The 17,749-nt window shown below is 49.7% G+C and carries 15 protein-coding genes and 2 rRNA genes; 11 read left to right on the top strand and 6 right to left on the bottom strand.

Translation table 11 applies throughout. The annotated features are described in order from the left end of the window. Both T320_RS02755 and rrf read left to right on the top strand, forming a co-directional pair. Positions 1 to 273: ribosomal RNA gene (locus T320_RS02755) — 23S ribosomal RNA — on the top strand; the annotation flags it as partial. Positions 274 to 418: 145 nt separating this feature from the next. Then, positions 419 to 535 (top strand): 5S ribosomal RNA (gene rrf, locus T320_RS02750). A 67-nt stretch (positions 536 to 602) separates the two neighbouring features. On the opposite strand, the gene T320_RS02745 is transcribed toward rrf, so the two are convergent. The 4 genes from T320_RS02745 to uraA all read right to left on the bottom strand — a co-directional run bounded on the left by T320_RS02745 (position 603) and on the right by uraA (position 4,676). Continuing rightward, positions 603 to 1,205: a phosphoribosylanthranilate isomerase gene (locus tag T320_RS02745; RefSeq protein ID WP_026760366.1), complete on the bottom strand. Its 603-nt coding sequence runs from the start codon at positions 1,203 to 1,205 to the stop codon at positions 603 to 605. Positions 1,206 to 1,405: 200 nt separating this feature from the next. Then, positions 1,406 to 2,401, bottom strand: a complete 996-nt coding sequence (fba, locus tag T320_RS02740; protein ID WP_037352943.1) for a class II fructose-1,6-bisphosphate aldolase — start codon at positions 2,399 to 2,401, stop codon at positions 1,406 to 1,408. 134 nt (positions 2,402 to 2,535) lie between these two features. Further along, entirely contained in the window at positions 2,536 to 3,411 is an 876-nt protein-coding gene (locus T320_RS02735) for an RluA family pseudouridine synthase (protein WP_037352942.1), read from the bottom strand. After that, positions 3,408 to 4,676: a uracil permease gene (gene uraA / locus T320_RS02730; RefSeq protein WP_037352940.1), complete on the bottom strand. Its 1,269-nt coding sequence runs from the start codon at positions 4,674 to 4,676 to the stop codon at positions 3,408 to 3,410. The genes T320_RS02735 and uraA overlap by 4 nt, the downstream gene beginning before the upstream one ends. 338 nt (positions 4,677 to 5,014) lie before the next feature. Between uraA and T320_RS02725 the strand changes: the two genes are divergently transcribed. The 5 genes from T320_RS02725 (at position 5,015) to T320_RS02705 (ending at position 11,177) form a co-directional block, all read left to right on the top strand. Beyond that, positions 5,015 to 6,244 carry an aspartate kinase gene (locus tag T320_RS02725; RefSeq protein ID WP_026760370.1) on the top strand — a complete coding sequence of 410 codons (1,230 nt, stop codon included), beginning with the start codon at positions 5,015 to 5,017 and terminating at the stop codon, positions 6,242 to 6,244. A gap of 173 nt (positions 6,245 to 6,417) precedes the next feature. Continuing rightward, complete coding sequence (locus T320_RS02720) at positions 6,418 to 7,659, top strand: aminotransferase class I/II-fold pyridoxal phosphate-dependent enzyme (RefSeq protein ID WP_037352938.1); 1,242 nt, start codon at positions 6,418 to 6,420, stop codon at positions 7,657 to 7,659. Positions 7,660 to 7,850: 191 nt separating this feature from the next. Beyond that, positions 7,851 to 8,477, top strand: a complete 627-nt coding sequence (locus tag T320_RS02715) for a DUF47 domain-containing protein (protein ID WP_026760372.1) — start codon at positions 7,851 to 7,853, stop codon at positions 8,475 to 8,477. Further along, positions 8,470 to 9,465: an inorganic phosphate transporter gene (locus T320_RS02710; protein WP_026760373.1), complete on the top strand. Its 996-nt coding sequence runs from the start codon at positions 8,470 to 8,472 to the stop codon at positions 9,463 to 9,465. Before T320_RS02715 ends, T320_RS02710 begins: the two co-directional genes overlap by 8 nt. Before the next feature lie 92 nt (positions 9,466 to 9,557). Next, entirely contained in the window at positions 9,558 to 11,177 is a 1,620-nt protein-coding gene (locus tag T320_RS02705) for a nucleoside kinase (protein ID WP_037352936.1), read from the top strand. Positions 11,178 to 11,228: 51 nt separating this feature from the next. Here the strand turns inward: T320_RS02705 and T320_RS02700 are convergent, their stop codons facing one another. Further along, positions 11,229 to 12,647: an alanine/glycine:cation symporter family protein gene (locus T320_RS02700; protein ID WP_037352934.1), complete on the bottom strand. Its 1,419-nt coding sequence runs from the start codon at positions 12,645 to 12,647 to the stop codon at positions 11,229 to 11,231. Between the two features lie 471 nt (positions 12,648 to 13,118). Between T320_RS02700 and T320_RS02695 the strand changes: the two genes are divergently transcribed. Beyond that, the gene (locus T320_RS02695) at positions 13,119 to 14,459 is read left to right on the top strand and encodes an anaerobic C4-dicarboxylate transporter (RefSeq protein ID WP_037352932.1); all 1,341 of its coding nucleotides are present in this window, start codon (positions 13,119 to 13,121) and stop codon (positions 14,457 to 14,459) included. Positions 14,460 to 14,516: 57 nt separating this feature from the next. On the opposite strand, the gene T320_RS02690 is transcribed toward T320_RS02695, so the two are convergent. After that, a complete protein-coding gene (locus T320_RS02690) occupies positions 14,517 to 15,413 on the bottom strand; it encodes a LysR family transcriptional regulator (RefSeq protein WP_037352930.1) in 897 nt (298 codons plus the stop codon). A gap of 230 nt (positions 15,414 to 15,643) precedes the next feature. Here T320_RS02690 and motA point away from each other — a divergent pair, with 230 nt between their 5' ends. The 3 genes from motA to acpS all read left to right on the top strand — a co-directional run bounded on the left by motA (position 15,644) and on the right by acpS (position 17,747). Next, the gene (gene motA, locus T320_RS02685) at positions 15,644 to 16,417 is read left to right on the top strand and encodes a flagellar motor stator protein MotA (protein WP_026760378.1); all 774 of its coding nucleotides are present in this window, start codon (positions 15,644 to 15,646) and stop codon (positions 16,415 to 16,417) included. 4 nt (positions 16,418 to 16,421) lie between these two features. Further along, the gene (locus T320_RS02680; RefSeq protein WP_037352928.1) at positions 16,422 to 17,309 is read left to right on the top strand and encodes a flagellar motor protein MotB; all 888 of its coding nucleotides are present in this window, start codon (positions 16,422 to 16,424) and stop codon (positions 17,307 to 17,309) included. A gap of 66 nt (positions 17,310 to 17,375) precedes the next feature. After that, positions 17,376 to 17,747 carry a holo-ACP synthase gene (gene acpS / locus T320_RS02675; RefSeq protein WP_037352926.1) on the top strand — a complete coding sequence of 124 codons (372 nt, stop codon included), beginning with the start codon at positions 17,376 to 17,378 and terminating at the stop codon, positions 17,745 to 17,747. The last annotated feature ends 2 nt before the right edge of the window (positions 17,748 to 17,749 follow it).

Genomic DNA, 17,749 nt, shown 5'->3' with positions numbered 1-17,749 from the left:
GTAAGATACATGAGGGAAGCTGCTCCTAGTACGAGAGGACCGGAGTGGACGGACCGCCGGTGTACCAGTTGTTTCGCCAGAAGCATAGCTGGGTAGCTGCGTCCGGAAGGGATAAACGCTGAAAGCATCTAAGCGTGAAGCCTGTCCCGAGATGAAGTATCTCATGGAGTAATCCAGTAAGATTCCTTGAAGAAGACAAGGTAGATAGGTTGGGAGTGGAAGTGCCGTAAGGCATGCAGCGGACCAATACTAATAAATCGAGGGCTTAACTTACTACGAGCCTAGAGTGTTCAAGAGTACATTTTAATGAAGCTGTTTTGCTTCGCAAAACGGCAAAGCGACTCAGGGCGGCTAAAGCCGCGCTTCGCTGCTTTTCTTCTGTATAGTTTTGAGTGTAGCATATATACTCAACAGAATATCTGGTGACGATAGCTGAGTGGTTCCACCTGTTCCCATACCGAACACAGTAGTTAAGCACTCATACGCCGAAAGTACTTGTCTGGAGACGGACTGGGAGGATAGGGCGTTGCCAGTTTATGCCCTTCGGGTATTGAATAAAAAATCGCTTCTCAATCGAGAAGCGATTTTTTGTGTCTGTTTGCTTATTTAATTCTGCGCAGGAAGGCCTGTATCTTTTCGATGGATTTCTCGTTATTCTCTTCCAGACTGCTCGAAACATCGACAGCGTAGGGGTGGAGGAGCTTGTTCACCTGCTTGACGTTTTCCCGGTTGATGCCGCCAGCGACCAGTACAGATTTATGCAGCTGCAGGATATCCTGAGCGGCTTTCTTCCAGTTGAAGCTCTTGCCAGTGCCTCCGGGCAGAGCAGGAGTGCCAGCGTCCAGCAGAATCATCTCTGAGGGGAATTCGTTGGCCTTAGAGACAGAGAAGTGTTCATCATAGGTATAGGCCTTAATCACGGGGCAGATGACCTGCTGCGCGTATTCTGCGCTTTCCTGGCCATGGAGCTGTACATAATCCAGCCCAACTTTGGCTGCAATCTCATTTACCGTTTCCAAATCTTCGTTGACAAAAACGCCCACGGTTCTGGCAGTCTTAATCTGTTTGCTGATGACAGCCGCCTTTTCTGGAGAAATGTAGCGGTGACTCTTTTTATAGAAGACAAAGCCGATAAAATCCGCGCCAGCCTCTTCAGCTATCTTGGCGGTAAACAAGTCTTTTATTCCACATATTTTGGCTCTCATGTATACACTCCTCTGTAAAAATACTTTTTAAGCATGAAATAATGTTATAATTACACTTGATAATTCATATATTACAATCTTATGTCCACAATGTCAAGACAACTGCTGGAAAAAGACAAAGAAGGAGTGTATATTTGTTAACATGGAGCATATAAAAAAGAGGTTCATTACGAACCTCTTCTTTTATGCCGTTTAGGCAATTATTTTGCGTTGATGAGCTCCAGGATTTCAGCAGCGCGGCCATCGGAACCAAGAACGTCTTTGATCTTGTGTTCAACGAGTTCCTTGATGTAGGAACGGCCATCAGCAACATACTGACGCGGGTCAAAGTGTTCCGGATGAGCCATGAAGTGCTCACGGATACCAGCCGTAAGAGCCAGACGCAGGTCAGAGTCGATGTTGATTTTGCAAACTGCGGATTTAGCAGCTTTGCGGAGCTGGTCTTCAGGAATACCGATAGCATCGTCCAGTTTGCCGCCGTTAGCGTTGATGATCTGAACGTACTTCGGAATAACGGAAGAAGCACCATGGAGAACGATCGGGAACTCAGGAATCTTCTTCTCGATTTCAGCGAGAATATCGAAACGCAGTTCGGGCGGTACGAGAACGCCTTCAGCGTTGCGCGTGCACTGTTCCGGCTTGAACTTGAATGCACCATGGGAAGTACCGATAGCGATAGCCAGAGAATCTACGCCAGTTTCTTTGACGAATTCTTCTACTTCTTCCGGCTGCGTGTAAGCTGCTTCGTGAGCAGCAACCTTAACATCATCTTCGATACCAGCCAGTTTGCCCAGCTCAGCTTCTACGCAAACGCCATGTTCATGAGCGTAAGCAACAACTTCCTGCGTACGTTTGATGTTCTCTTTGAAATCATAGTGAGAACCGTCGAACATTACGGAAGTGAAACCGTCATCGATGCAAGCTTTGCAGGTTTCGAAATCTGCGCCATGGTCGAGGTGCAGAGCAACGGGAATGTCGTTAACTTCCAGAGCAGCCTCAACGAGGTGACGGAGATACGGGCCCTTTGCATATTTGCGAGCACCAGCAGATGCCTGCAGGATAACCGGGGAGTTCAGCTCAGCAGCTGCTTCCGTGATACCCTGTACGATTTCCATGTTGTTGACGTTGAAAGCACCGATAGCGTAGCCGCCTTCGTAAGCTTTCTTGAACATTTCTTTAGTTCCAACTAATGGCATTTTTCATTACCCCCTAATGAATCTTGTTCAAATGATTTTTTATATTGAACCTCGTTTATTATATCATAGAAAATACTTCTCGTGTATAGCTCAAGTGAAAAATTTTTCAAACAATAATAATCGGCTCGTATCATTTAGAAATCCGCTGTAATACGAAGAAAATCCGCAGGTGGCGGGGCTGTGATGACGAGTTTTTCTTCTGTCATGGGATGTTTGAAACTCAGACGGAAGGCATGAAGGGCCTGCCGCTGGATGAAATCCATATTGCCGCCATACAAATCATCCCCTAACAGCGGATGGCCCAAATGCGCCATATGAACCCGTATCTGATGTGTACGGCCAGTTTCTAGCTGTAATTCTATCAGCGAAAGCTGGCCGTTTGTTTTGACAGTGCGATAGTGGGTGCGGGCACTTTGCCCCTCAGGAGAAACTTTTCGCAGGATAATGCTGGGCAGAGCCCGGGCAATAGGCGCGTCAACAAGTCCTGCGGCAGGTGTGAGTTCTCCCTGGATAATGGCCTGATATTCCCGCTGGAAATTCTTGCATCCCTTGGGGGAAAGCTGATATTGAATCTGCGGCTCCTTGGCCACCAGTAGGAGGCCGCTGGTATCCCTGTCGAGCCGATGAACAGGATGGAAGGCATGGGCTTCCCCTTTGGCAGCAAAATAATGCATCAGCGCATTGCCCACAGTACCGGAGCTTTCCTTGGTGGTAGGATGCACCAGCTGACCGGCAGGTTTATTGATGACGAGCAGCCATTCATCTTCATAGCGGATATCCAGAGGCAAATCCTCAGGCGTAATATCTGTGGGACGCAGAATATCATAAGTAATGATATCGCCGTTTATGACACTGGCTTGTGTGGCATTGCAGATAGTACCGTTAATGGCAAATGTGCCGGAGTTTTTGATGCGTTTCCAAATGGTATTGGATATGCCTTGGTGAGCTTTCAAAAACGCCCTGACCGGCATAGGGGTCAGGGCGTCAAGCTTTACTTCAATACGTGTCATTTTTCCTCAGCGGGATTATCGTCAGCCACAGGCTGATGCAGTTTGCCGATAAGCTGGAAGGACAAAGAGAGGATGATGGCAACCACCGTCGCAAGCGACATGCCCTTGAGGGTGATGGTGCCCACGGTGATGCTGGCGGTGGAAACACCCAGGCCCAGCACGATAGCCGTCAGCATCAGGTTCAAGGGATTGTTGTAGTCAATATTGCTTTCTGCCAGTACCCGGATACCGGAAGCGGCGATAACGCCGAAGAGCAGCAGGGAAACGCCGCCCATGACCGGAACGGGAATACTCTGGATAAGAGCGGCGAGCTTGCCCAGGCAGGAGAGGATGATGGCAAAGACAGCCGCACCGCCGATAACCCAGGTGGAGAACACTTTCGTAATAGCCAGAACGCCGATGTTTTCACCATAAGTGGTGTTGGGCGTAGAGCCAAAGAAGCCCGAGATGATGGTGGAAATACCATTGCCGAGGATGGAACGGTCAAGTCCCGGATCTTTGGCAAGGTCAGCGCCGACGATGTTGCCCGTGACAATCAGATGGCCAACGTGTTCGGCGATAACCACGAGCGCTGCCGGCAGGATAATCAGAATGGCATCCAGATTAAATTCCGGCGTATAGAAGGTGGGCAGGGCAAACCAGGGCGCAGATTCCACACTAGCCAAATCCACCATGCCACAGACTGCAGCGATGATATAACCGCCCACAACACCCAGCAGAATGGGGATAATGGCCAAAAAGCCACGGCAGGCGACGGACGCGAATACCGTAATCGCCAGAGTAGCCAGCGATACGAAAATCGTGGTGCTGTCACCTTTGCCCGTAATACCGGCCATATCAGCGGCGGTGGGCATGAGCTCCAGACCGATAACCGCTACGATGGCGCCCATGGAAGCAGGCGGGAACAGAACATCAATCCAATGGGTGCCTACCATGCGAATGATGATACCCACCAGACAGAATACCAGACCTACCATGATGAAGCCGCCCAGAGCAGCTTCATAGTTGTACTGGCCAAGTACCAGGAATACCGGGGAAAGGAAGGCAAAGCTGGAACCTAAGTAAGCAGGGATTTTTCCCTTGCACAGCGTCAGGTACAGCAGTGTGCCGATGCCGTTGAACAGCAGGACGGTAGCCGGATTCACATGGAAGAGAATGGGCACCAGTACCGTAGAGCCGAACATGGCGAAAAGATGCTGCAGGGACAGGGGCAGGGTTTCGAGCAGTGGCAGGCGCTCACTGACACCGATGGTACGGTTTTGCAAAATGATACACTCCTTAAAAATACGAGTCAAAAATAAATCTCTAATAATATAGCACAAAAGGGACTTATGTCCAATAAAAGGTTGCTTACAACTGAAATATCGAAAAAATTATCATTTTTGCGGAGAAAAAAGAAAATAAAAAGGTGATTTGTAACATGGTTGGCAGAATGTGTTTTTTACAAATGAACAATATTACATAAAATCGTGAAAATTTATAGACAGGTGACTTTTTTTAGGGTATAATATGCTAGGATTAAACGTATAAATAGACGAAAAAAGAAACTGTCCGCGGCATGTGGAGCGGTTTCTTATCAAAAAAGAAGTTTAGGGGGAGAGTTATGGCACTCATTGTAAAGAAATTCGGTGGCAGCTCGGTGGCGACCACGGAAAAGATTATGAATATTGCCAAGCGCGTGCTGGGAGAGAAACAGCCCAATGACAAAATCGTACTGGTGGTTTCTGCCATGGGTGATACTACGGACGATTTGATTGAACTGGCGCAGGGAATTAACAAGAATCCCTACCAGTACACACGGGAAATGGATATGCTCCTGACTACCGGCGAGCAGCAGTCCGCATCCCTGATGGCCATGGCTTTCAAGACCTTGGGACAGGATGCCGTATCTTTGACGGGTCCGATGGCCGGGGTTAAGACCAATGATGTCTACACCAAGGGCCGCATAAAAGACATCAAGCCAGAACGTGTTCATCAGGAACTTGATGCAGGCAAGGTGGTTGTCATTACCGGTTTCCAGGGGGCCAATGACTTAGGGGATTATGTCACTTTGGGCCGCGGCGGTTCCGATACTTCCGCTGTCGCCATTGCCGGTGCCCTCAAGGCAGATTCCTGTGAAATCTTCACGGATGTGGATGGCGTATATTCTGCTGACCCTCGTATCGTGCCGGGCGCTCGGAAAATGCGCGAGATTACCTATCATGAAATGCTGGAAATGGCCCGTCTTGGTGCAGGAGTTATGCAGCCCCGTTCTGTAGAAATGGGCGAATACTTCGGCATTCCCATTCATGTGCGCTCGACTTTTACCACCGATACCGGTACGTTTATAAGGGAGGATTATACGATGGAAGATAAAGATTTTGTGATTCGCGGCGTTGCCCATGACGAAAAAGTTGCCAAGATTGCGGTTCTGGGAATTCCCAATACGCCGGGTATTGCCCATGAAATTTTCTCGGCTCTGGCTGACGCCAACATCGATGTGGACATGATTGTTCAGAGCATCCGCAACATTGAGAAGAACGTGACAGATATGGTGTTCACCGTAGCTGCTGGTGACCTGCCTCAGGCCAAGAAGGTTGTGGATGGTGTAGCAGATAAGCTCAGTGCCGTTGCTGTTCTCATTGAAGAAGATGTGGCCAAGGTATCTATCGTGGGTGCTGGTATGCTGGGCAACCCTGGTACGGCAGCTCGCATGTTTGGTGCATTGTCTAAGGCTGGTATTAACATTGACATCATCAGCACTTCCGAAATCAGCATTTCCTGCCTGGTGAAAGGCTCTATGCTCAAGGAAGCAGTCAATGCCATTCACGACGAATTCTTCCCGAAAAAATAAGAAATACAGCCTTCCCTGCGGGGAAGGTTTTGTTTTGTAGTTAATTTCGCAAAAATATTGTATACATACACATGTGTGGGTAGACAGGACAGGTAGAAACAGTTATTATAGTACCTGTGAAATGAACTTAATGCTTAGTAAATGTTTATGGAGTTAGAGGGGAGAGCTTGTTTATGACAATGGCAGCCAGCCATGCGGCAAATAAGAAGTTACGGGACGCGATTTTTGGGGCCACGGCAGCCTGCAATAAGGCGGCTGAAAAATATGGTCTGGATAAAGTGACCAATGCCACCATCGGCATGATGATGAATGATGAGGGCGGTCTGGCTGTCCTGCCCACGGTGGAGAAAGTTTACCGCGGTCTGGAAACGGAAGACATGTTCCGTTATGCGCCGATTGCCGGTCTGCCTGCCTATCTGGAAGAAGTGGAAAAACTCGTCTTTGCCGACAATCGTCCGGAGGGCTATATCGCTTCCTGTGCTACGGCTGGCGGTACCGGTGCTATTCACCATGCCGTTGCCAATTATGCCGAGCAGGGCACGAAAGTCCTGACTTCTGACTGGTTCTGGGGCACTTACAATGTGATTGCCAATGAGTGCGGCTGCAAGCTCACCAACTACACGCTCTTTGATGAGGACAATAACTTCAACGTGGCAGCTTATGCCAATAAGGTGTCTGAACTCTACAAGGAACAGGACAGTTTGCTGGTCATCATCAACACCCCGGCACATAATCCCACGGGCTTCAGCCTGACGGAAGAGGATTGGGACCATGTGCTGGCCCTGGCCAAGAAATATGCAGCCCGGGGCAAGAAGATGAGCATTCTGGTGGACATTGCCTATATCGACTTTGCCGGTGAGCGCAATGAAGTCCGCCGCTTCATGAAGAAGTTCAGCAATCTGCCGGAAAATGTGCTGGTGATGTTTGCCTTCTCCATGTCCAAGGGCTATACGGCTTATGGTCAGCGCACCGGTGCTCTGGTTGCCGTATCTTCGAGCGAGGAAGTCATCACCGAGTTCCAGAACATCAACAAGTACACCAGCCGTGCGACCTGGTCCAACATCAACCGGGCTGCCATGACAACTTTGGTGCGGATTCAGCAGGATGATGCCTTGCGTCAGGCGTATGAGACGGAGCGGGATAATTTCTATCAGACCATTCAGAAGCGGGCCGAAGTATTCATGAAGGAAGCCAAGGAATGCGGCTTGCCGGCGCTTCCCTATAACGGCGGTTTCTTCCTGTCGGTACCGGCCAGCGACCCACAGGCAGTCTGCAACAAGCTCCATGATGATTTGATTTTTGCGGTGCCGCTGAAGATGGGCGTGCGTGTAGCTGCCTGCTGCGTACCGGAAGCTAAGATGCACGGCGTAGCTGCCAAAGTGCTCAAAGCCCTGCAGGCTGTGGAGCAGTGGTAAGCAACGCAAAGTTTTGTGAATCTTTCTGAACGAAAATAATTTTTTACGAAAGACTCTTTCCATTCTATATAATAGAAGGGAAGAGTCTTTTTTCACGAATCTGAGAAAATTTGCGGTTGAACCCTAGGGCAAATGATGTTATAGTTAAATTGTGTGTATGTGATATTTCTTTCGGGAGGACGCAGAACAATATGTTTAAATTCAAAAAGAAGGACAGCGAGTTCTTTGATTTGTTCGTGGACAGCGCCAATTATTTCTATAAAGGTGCGTTGATGATGGACGAGGTTATGCTCGATTACAGCAGAGCCGCGGACAAAGTTAAGGAAATTACGGATTTGGAGCATGAAGCCGATAGAATCAATGATGCGATTATCGACAAGCTCAACCTGACGTTTATCACCCCGATAGACCGGGAAGACATCTATGCACTGGCTAACGGCCTTGATGATGGCGTGGATTACCTGCAGGGCACTCTCCAGCGCATTGTGATGTACCGCACGGGTAAGGCCATGAGCGGTGCGGTTACGCTGACGAAACTCTTGATTGAAGCTACGGAAGAGATTATCCGTGCGTTCTCCTTACTGAAGGATATTCGGAAAAATCAGGCGCAGATTCTGGAGGCCACCCATAAAATCGCCCAGCTGGAAAGTGAAGGCGACCGGGTGTACCGTCATGAAGTAGCCTATCTTTTTGACAAGGAAAAAGACCCCATTGAGCTTATCAAATGGAAAGATATACTCGAAAAGCTGGAAGACACACTGGATCATTGCGAAAAACTGTCGGATATGATTCGGGGAGTGGTAATGAAGTATGCATGAGTTACAGCTATTAATTTTTACAGTCATAGTGCTGGCGCTGCTCTTTGACTTCATTAACGGCTTCCACGATACGGCCAATGCCATTGCCACGGCGGTATCCACCCGAGCTATTCATCCTAGTTACGCCATTATGATGGCGGCGGGACTGAACTTTATCGGGGCCATGTACAGTACCGGCGTAGCCAAGACCATTGGTGCGGATATCGTAAGTTCCGCGCAGATGGTAGATGAGCATGTGCTGATTGCAGCGCTGGCCGGTTCCATTATCTGGAACATCCTGACCTGGTGGTTTGCGGTGCCCTCCAGTTCCTCCCATGCACTGGTAGGCGGCATTATTGGTGCTGTACTGGTGTCGGTAGGGGAACAGGGCTTGAACTTCTGGGGAATTGGCAAGATTGTCCTGTCCCTGATTGGTTCTCCGATCATTGCCATCTGCACCGGCTGCATTGTGATGCTCGTACTGTTCCGGGTATTCGGCGGTTTCAGCCCCTCGGCAGTCAACCACAAGTTTAAGAAGATGCAGATTCTCTCGGCGGCTATGATGGCCTTCTCCCATGGTTCCAACGATGCGCAGAAATCCATGGGTATCATTACGTTGGCCCTGCTGGCTGGCGGCTATATCGGCGAGTTTGAGGTTCCCACTTATGTCAAGGTGCTCTGCGCCACGGCTATGGCCTTCGGTACGGCCATGGGCGGACGGCGGATTATCCGCACCATCGGCGGTAAGATTTTCAAATTGGAGCCCATTTCCGGCTTCGCTGCGGATTTGAACTCCTCTACGGTTATCTTCGGGGCAACTCTGCTGCATTTGCCCGTCAGCACTACTCATGTCGTATCCGGCTCCATTATGGGTGTGGGCACGGCTAAGCGTGTCAATGCGGTACGTTGGGGTGTAGCCCAGCAGATGGTTATGGCTTGGGTGCTGACCATTCCGTGTACGGCACTTATGGGAGCACTTTTCTATAAGATTGTTTGCATGTTTATGTAATTTTCACACAATTATATAGCCAAATTAGGACTTAGGTGTTACAATAGTAGTAATATCTAAGTCTTTTTCTATACAGGGATGGGGGGATTAACATGGCAACAGTCGAACTAAGAGAACTGGCAGAGGCGGCGCAAAAGGATTACGCCAGCGAAATTGTGGCAGGCCTCGTCAACAACGAAATCCGGGATTTGCAAAGCGAAGTTGACATGTCAAGTGAGGTTTCCTTTATCGAACTCAACAGCAGCCGGGGATGGCGGATTTATCGGCGCACGGTGATGTTTGTGCTCTTTACCGTCGTCCATGAGATGTATCCGTCGGCAGAGGTTGTGGCACAGTTCAGCGCCAATAAGGGGATTTTTTGTGAGATTCGTCATTTCGGTATCGGGATAAATGAAGATATTGTACACAATATCGAAAGCCGCATGCTGGAGATTATCGCAGAGGATTTGCCCATCATCAAGATGAAGATGGACAAGGAGCAGGCTATAAAAATTTTTAAGAACAATCGCCAGATAGAAAAGGCCAATCTGATTTCCTCGCTGAAGATGGATAAGGTGAGTCTCTATCAGTGCGGTGAGTTTTACGATTATCTTTACGGTGTTATGCTGGGCCATACGGGAAGTCTGGGAAAATTTGCCTTGGACGTGGAAGCGGGGGGCATTTTGCTGCGCATTCCTGATATGGATACCGGCGGAGCAGTGCGGGAACGCATTCCTCAGCCTAAACTCAGCCAGATTCTCGCTGAATCCCGGCAGTGGGCGCAGGCCCTGCAGTGCAACTTTGTGCCGGACCTTAACCGCATCAACCGTCATGGCGAAATCGGTGAACTTATCCGGGTATCGGAGGCCTTGCAGGAAAAGCGCATATCGCAGATTGCTGACCATATCGCGGAGCAAAAAGGCAGCCTGCGCTTGATTTTGATTGCCGGACCTTCTTCGTCTGGCAAGACTTCCTTTGCCCAGCGCCTGCGGGTGCAGCTGCGGGCGGCTCAGCTGATGCCTGTGTCCATTTCTTTGGATGATTATTTTGTCGATCGGGAGAATACGCCCCGCAAGCCCAATGGGGAATACGATTACGAGTGCATTGAAGCGTTGGACGTGGAGCTTTTCAACGAGCATATGCTGGCTTTGCTGGCGGGCGAGGAAGTCGTTCTGCCTACTTATAACTTCCTGACCGGATGCCGGGAGTGGGATGAGAGCAAACGGCTGGCGGTGACCAGGGAGCAGCCCATCATTGTCGAGGGGATTCACGGGCTCAATGAAAAACTCAGTGAATATGTGCCCCATAGCCGCAAGTACAAGATATACATCAGCGCGCTGACCCAGCTCAATATCGATGCCCATAACCGCATCTCTACGACGGACGCCCGTTTGATGCGGCGGCTGGTGCGGGATTATCAGTTCCGCGGCGCTGGGGCCTTAAAGACCCTCAAACAATGGCCGGCTGTGCGGGAAGGGGAGGAAATCAATATCTTCCCTTATCAGGAAGAAGCCGATGTGATGTTCAACTCCGCGCTTATCTACGAACTAGGCATTTTGAAGCGCTATGCCGAACCGCTGCTGCAGATGGTACCACGCGATATCCCGGAGCGGGCGGAAGCCAAACGCCTCTTGGATATCTTGCAGTATTTTGACGCCATCACCGCTGAAGATGATGTGCCCAATAACTCTTTGCTGCGGGAATTTATTGGCAAATCCGTGTTCTTTAAGTAAATACAGGTATGAAAAAAGCTGGCCGCTGGCCAGCTTTTTTAGGATGCAGTTTTAATCTTTGTCTACGCCCCAGGCGTGGATGCCGTGTTCGTCAGGCAGAATGGCCGGGTCAAAGACCGGTTCGGCAATGCCCTGACGTTTCTGTTCGAGGTAGCTGCTAAAGGTTACCTTGGCATATTTGTACAGGCGGCTGATGGCGTAGAGGTTGGTGAGGCAGAGGAGACCCATGAAGAGGTCGGCCAGGTTCCAGACCAGGGAAAGTTCTGCCATGCTGCCAAAGACTACCATACCGATAACCAGCGCACGGAAGAGGAACAGACCCATTTTGCCTTTGGCTTCGAAGAAGGCGATGTTGATTTCGCCGTAGTAGTAGTTGCCTACGATGGAGCTGAAGGCGAACATGAGAATCATGAAGGAAACAGCAGCAGGAGCGGAAGCGCCGAAGATGCTGGCCAGGGATGCCTGTGCCAGTGCGATACCCGTCAGTTCGCCGCCAATCGTGTACTGGCCTGTCAGCAGTACGATAAAGGCCGTAGCAGAACATACCAGCCACGTATCTACATAAACGCCGAAGGCCTGAATAAGACCCTGCTTAATCGGATGGCTGACATCTGCCGTAGCGGCAGCATTCGGCACGGAACCTTCACCGGCTTCGTTGGAGAAAAGGCCGCGTTTCACACCTGTGAGAATTGCAGAACCAAGACCGCCGCCTACAGCAGCCTGCGGCGAGAATGCATCGTGGAAAATCAGGGCGAACATGGCCGGGACTTTGTCGATGTTGATGATGGTGATGATGATGGCTACGAGAATGTAAAGACCTGCCATGATGGGCACGAGAAATTCCGTAACCTGAGCGATGCGCTGTACGCCGCCGCAGATGACAAGGCCGGTAAAGAAGGCCAGCACGCCCGCCGTTACGTACTGAGGTACATTGAAGGCGGTAGCTGCGGACAGGGCAATCGTGTTGGCCTGTACGGAGTTGTAGATAAGGCCGAAGGTTACCGCCAAAAGTACGGCAAAGAGCTTAGCCACACCGGACTGATGCAGGGCATTTTTGATGTAGTAAGCCGGGCCGCCGTGGAAGGAACCATCGGGACGCTGAATCTTGTAAATCTGTGCCAGGGTGCTCTCCACAAAACCCGTGGCACTGCCGATAAAGGCGATAACCCACATCCAGAACACGGCGCCAGGGCCACCGGTGACAATGGCAATGGCCACGCCAGCGATATTGCCCACACCTACGCGGGACGCAGTACTGACACAGAATGCCTGGAAGGAGCTGATAGCGCCACCCTCGGTTTTTGCGCCGATGCCTTCCGTCAGCAGGCGCAGCATTTCCGGCAGCATCCGCAGCTGGACAAATTTCGTAGACAGGGTGAAGTAAATACCGCAGCCTACGAGGACGATGATGAGCACATAAGACCAGAGTAAGGTATTAATGCCATCCACAACAGAGTTTAATAATTCCATAGGTAACCTTCTTTCCATAAAGTAGTCGCAACAGAAAACGCCTTTTGTTCCTGACCTGTCAAAAAGAGACAGCTATCCTGCTGAACTTTGACTGGTGAGTCGCAAAAGGCGCCGTTGCCTTAAATATGCTTTTAATAACATAGTTATTATAACGAATTTGTTTGGGTAATGTCAAGTTGGAGAAGATTGGCGCATATCTGGAAGTTTATGGCGTTTTATGATTAATTCTGGTTAAGTTAAGATAAATAAAAATAATCATTAAAATATTTTATAATAAATAGTATTTACTAATATATAGGCTTTGTAGTATAATGGGCAAGTGATTTAGCAGATTTGAGGTTTATTGGCACTATTTAGAAAAGTTATGAAATTTTTTTGGCGATAGCAGGAGAATTTTAGGCTTTGACGAATAGAAACCACAAGGGGAAATATCTGCTAACAAGATTTTTAAGGAAAGGGAGATTAATAATTATGGAAATGTTATTAGGTCTCGTGGTGCTTCTGGCCTGCTTGATTTTCGGTGTCCGCCATGGCGGTATCGGTCTGGCAGTTATCAGTGGCATTGGTCTCATCATTTTTACGTTTGTATTCCAGTACAAACCGGGTACTCCGCCAATTGATGTAATGCTCACCATTTTGGCAGTAGTAACCTGCGCCGGGTTCTTGCAGACGTCCGGCGGTCTTACGGTTATGCTGAAGTACGCAGAAAAATTCCTGCGCAGCAATCCGAAACAGGTTACAATTTTTGCTCCGCTCACGACTTGGTTCCTGACGGTGCTCTGCGGTACTGGTCACGTGGTTTACACCATGTTCCCGATTATCTATGATATCGCTATCAAGCAGAACATTCGTCCGGAGCGTCCGATGGCTGTGGCTTCGGTGGCTTCCCAGATGGCTATCTGTGCTTCCCCTGTATCGGTAGCTGTTGTGTCCATCGTTGGCTTCTTCGCCGCTCATAACTTCAACTACACGGTGCTCCAGATTCTCGCTGTTTCCATTCCGGCAACGGGCTTTGGCGTGCTCTGCGGTGCGCTCTGGTCTTACCGCCGTGGTAAGGAACTGGCAGATGATGAACGCTTCCAGGAATTCATCAAGGATCCGGAAAACCGCAACTATGTGTATGGTGATACGGAATCCCTGCTGGACAAGGAACTGCCGGCAACTTATTACCGTGCAATGTACATCTTCTTTGCCGGGATTATCGTAATTGCCTGCCTGGGTAATTTCCCCGATTTGCTGCCGCATTTCCCGAATGCCAAGGGCGTTATGAAACCTATCTCCATGACGGTTGTCATTCAGATGGTTATGCTCTTCGTAGCAGCTATGATTCTCTTGACTTGCAACATCAAGGCTAAGGACGTAGGCAACAGCCAGGTATTCCGTTCTGGTATCGTAGCACTCGTATCCGTATACGGTGTTGCTTGGATGGCCAGCACTTACTTTGGCGCACACATGACTTTCCTCAAACAGAGTCTCGGTGCTGCTGTAACGGCTTATCCCTGGGCTTATGCCATCATCGCCTTCCTGACTTCCAAGCTGGTTAACTCTCAGGCAGCAGCTATCGCCATCGTTGTGCCGCTGGCTCTGTCTGTAGGCATGGATCCGGTGATGATCATGTCCTTTATCTCCGCTTGCTATGGTTACTTCTTCCTGCCGACTTATCCCTCCGACCTGGCCTGCATCGGGTTCGACCGTTCCGGTACCACCCGCATCGGCAAGTACATCCTGAATCACAGCTTTATGATTCCGGGTCTTATCGGTGTAGCAACTGGTTGCTGCATGGGCTTTGTTATGGCACATATCGTTATGTAACATAAGCTGGTTCATAAAAAAATCGGCGGTTCGCATTGAACCGTCGATTTTTTGTACTTATTTTTCGCTGTTGGCCTTGCGCTCTTTGAGCAGGTCTTTGCAGAAATCGATAAAGGACTGGGCAGCCTTGGAGATGTAGCGGTCCTTTTTCCAGGCCAGGCCGACATCAACCGAAATGGGGTCAGCCAGAGGAATAGCCTTGACACCGGGCGTATCTTCTACTACCATGTTAAGCAGGAAGGCGATGCCTACGCCGCTGGCAACGAGTCCTTTCAGGGTAACCACCTGATTGGATTCCAGCACGATGTTGGGCGTTACATTTTCTTCCTTCATCTTGCCGAGGATGGTCTGCCGCAGGAAGGAGCCTTCTTTCAGCATGATGATGTTTTCCTCAGCAATATCATTGAAGGAAATGCTCTTTTTCTGGGCCAGCGGACTGTCTTCGGGAACGCAGCAGACAATCTGGTCCTTGGTCATGGGCAGGAGCTGCAGGTGGCTGCTGGCACCGGAAATGATGATGATACCGAAGTCCAGCTCATCCCGTTCCAGCTGTTCCCGGATGGACATGGAACCTTCTTCATGCATGAAGATTTCCAGATGGGAATAGCGGCGCTGGAAACTGGAGAAGATTTTGGGGAAGAGGTAAGCACCCATCATGGGCGGAATGCCGATTTTGATGGTGCCTTTTTGGAGCTGCTTGTAGTCGTTGACTTCCAGCACAGCATCCTGAATATTGCGCAGAGCCAGTTCCACGCGGTTGAGAAAGACAGCCCCCTCCGGCGTCAGGGAAAGCTGCTTCTGGCTGCGGTCAAAGAGCTGAATGCCCAGTTCTGCCTCCAGCTTTTTAATCGCTACGGTGATGTTGGGCTGGGATACCCGGAGGCGTTCGGCAGCCCTGGTGATATTTCGCAGACGGCTGGCCATCTGGAAATATTCAAGTTGTCTAAGTTCCATCGTATCGCTTCTTTCTCTATAAACTAGTTTTATTCTCATATATTATACCATATTTTTGATGAATGTATGATATAATAACAAAAATTTATTATAAAAAAGAGAAAAATTTTTCTGACGCTATAGTAGGATTTTGTCACTTTATATGGAATTATACAAAATAGGTACAAGTGTATGTGCGAAAATAGATGATGATCCTTCAATAGCAAAGGAAGGTTAGGGGGGCTTTTATCTTGGAAATTTCAACTGTCATTGGCGCGGTAGGCGGTCTTATCTCCGTATTCGTAGGTATGATCATCAAGGGCGCGCCTATCAGCTCGCTGAATAACCCGGCAGCATTCCTGATTATTATCTGCGGTACCTTCTCCTGCTTGTTCACGGCATTCAATATGAATCAGCTGAAAAACCTGCCCAAGCTGATTAAGATGGTTTTCTTCAAACCGTCCCTCCATGAAAAGTCGGAGTTATTGAATCTCTTTATTGAGCTTTCCCAGATTGCCCGTCGTGAAGGTATTCTGGCGTTGGAAGGCAAGGTTCAGGAAATTGAGGACCCCTTCTTCCGTACCGGTCTGGGCATGGTCATTGATGGTATGGACCCGGAGTTCGTCGGGGATGTATTGGATGCAGAACTGGCGGTTATGCAGGAACGTCACGCCGAAGGCCGTGCCATGCTTGAGCAGGCTGGTCTGTACGCTCCTACCCTTGGTGTGCTCGGCGCCGTTATCGGCCTTATCGCAGCTTTGGGTAACTTGAACGACGTTAATAAGTTAGGTCATGCTATCGCCGCAGCATTCGTTGCTACGATTCTTGGTATCTTCACGGCATACGTTGTTTACCTGCCGATGGCCAACAAGTTGAAGCTCTTGTCCAAGGCAGAAGTAAGTGAAAAGCGTATGATTATTGAAGGGATTCTTTCCCTGCAGGCCGGTGATTCTCCGACGGCCATTGAAGCAAAACTGATGGTATTCATTCCTCAGTCCGAACGTGAAGGGTTGAAGAAGGAGTGATTTGATGGCTAGAAAAAAACATCATCCGCCTCATGAAGAGCACGAAGGTGAGCCTTGGCTCCTGCCGTATTCTGACCTTATGACATTGCTTCTGGCACTGTTCATTGCACTATTTGCTATTTCCCAGACAGACCAGAAGAAGATGGCAGATTTGGCGCAGGCCTTTACGGCAGCCTTCAACATGGGCGGCCCCTCGTTCTTCGATAAGGCTGGCCCCAATGTAGGCCGCCGGGCAGAGATGCCTTCCAATGAGGACTTGGGTAATTCGGCATATTTTGCAGAGAATATGCAGCTCGAAGAGTTGCAGAAGAAACTGCAGTCTTATATTGAAGAAAATAATTTGGATGAACAGCTCAGCACGCAGCTGGCAGAGGAAGGTTTGATGATTCGCATCAAGGAGCGGGCATTGTTCCCTTCCGGATCAGCACAGCTGGTGGGGCAGGCCCAGTCCATTGTGCCGGTGGTTGCCGGTATGCTGGCTTCCCTGCCGGAGCGCGTGGTCATCTCCGGTCATACGGATAATGTGCCCATCAATACGGCGCAGTATCCTTCTAACTGGGAGCTGAGTGCTTCTCGTGCCATGAATCTCATGAAGGCGATTCTGGCTGCGGACAAATCGCTGAATCCTGCAAGGTTCAGCGCCATTGGCTACAGCGAATACCGGCCCATTGCGGATAATAAAACCGACGCCGGCAAACAGCAGAACCGCCGCGTAGAGATATTCATTGCCCGCAACTACCGCTTCAATCCGGATGAGCCTGTGGCTGGCAAGAAGGTTACCCAGCCCGATACTGGTGCGGATGGCATGCCGACGCAAGGAAACAGTGCTGCGCCTGCAACACCTTCTACAAATGGAGCAGCAGGCAGCAATATGGCAACTACATCGTTTTAATTAAGGCAGGATTTAGCCGGCTGGAAAGCCGGCTTATTCTTTGCCTGTGTGTTACAGGGGGTTATTTTGATAACGGGAATTGGTATGGATATCGTGGAGGTACCCCGGGTGGAAAAGGCCATTGCCCGGCAGCATTTTGTGGAGCGGGTCTTTACCGCAGCCGAGATTGAGTACTGCCGGAGCAGGGGCAAGCAGGCGGGGCAGAGTTTTGCGGCCCGCTTTGCGGCCAAGGAAGCGGTCTTAAAGGCTTTTGGCACAGGGCTTAGGGGCGGCAATCTGACGGATATTGAGGTCTTGCCGGATGATTTGGGTGCACCGCAGGTACATTTAAGTGGTTATTTTGCAGATTTTGCCCGCACTAAGGGCGTGAAAAATATTTGGCTGTCCCTGACCCATACGCAGGAATATGGGGCGGCGCAATGTGTAATGGAGGCATAAGG

This window comes from Selenomonas sp. FC4001 (assembly GCF_000701565.1).
GTDB lineage: Bacteria > Bacillota > Negativicutes > Selenomonadales > Selenomonadaceae > Selenomonas_A > Selenomonas_A ruminantium_B.
This window is presented reverse-complemented; position numbering and strand designations above follow the sequence as displayed.

Bases quoted from the DNA above. Each gene is read 5' to 3' on its own strand.
- T320_RS02680 (WP_037352928.1), top strand. From the start codon at position 16,422: ATGGCTAGAAAAAAACATCATCCGCCTCATGAAGAGCACGAAGGTGAG.
- T320_RS02720 (WP_037352938.1), top strand. From the start codon at position 6,418: ATGACAATGGCAGCCAGCCATGCGGCAAATAAGAAGTTACGGGACGCG.
- T320_RS02705 (WP_037352936.1), top strand. From the start codon at position 9,558: ATGGCAACAGTCGAACTAAGAGAACTGGCAGAGGCGGCGCAAAAGGAT.
- T320_RS02710 (WP_026760373.1), top strand. From the start codon at position 8,470: ATGCATGAGTTACAGCTATTAATTTTTACAGTCATAGTGCTGGCGCTG.
- T320_RS02715 (WP_026760372.1), top strand. From the start codon at position 7,851: ATGTTTAAATTCAAAAAGAAGGACAGCGAGTTCTTTGATTTGTTCGTG.
- fba (WP_037352943.1), bottom strand. From the start codon at position 2,401: ATGCCATTAGTTGGAACTAAAGAAATGTTCAAGAAAGCTTACGAAGGC.
- T320_RS02735 (WP_037352942.1), bottom strand. From the start codon at position 3,411: ATGACACGTATTGAAGTAAAGCTTGACGCCCTGACCCCTATGCCGGTC.
- T320_RS02690 (WP_037352930.1), bottom strand. From the start codon at position 15,413: ATGGAACTTAGACAACTTGAATATTTCCAGATGGCCAGCCGTCTGCGA.
- T320_RS02725 (WP_026760370.1), top strand. From the start codon at position 5,015: ATGGCACTCATTGTAAAGAAATTCGGTGGCAGCTCGGTGGCGACCACG.
- T320_RS02745 (WP_026760366.1), bottom strand. From the start codon at position 1,205: ATGAGAGCCAAAATATGTGGAATAAAAGACTTGTTTACCGCCAAGATA.
- T320_RS02700 (WP_037352934.1), bottom strand. From the start codon at position 12,647: ATGGAATTATTAAACTCTGTTGTGGATGGCATTAATACCTTACTCTGG.
- T320_RS02695 (WP_037352932.1), top strand. From the start codon at position 13,119: ATGGAAATGTTATTAGGTCTCGTGGTGCTTCTGGCCTGCTTGATTTTC.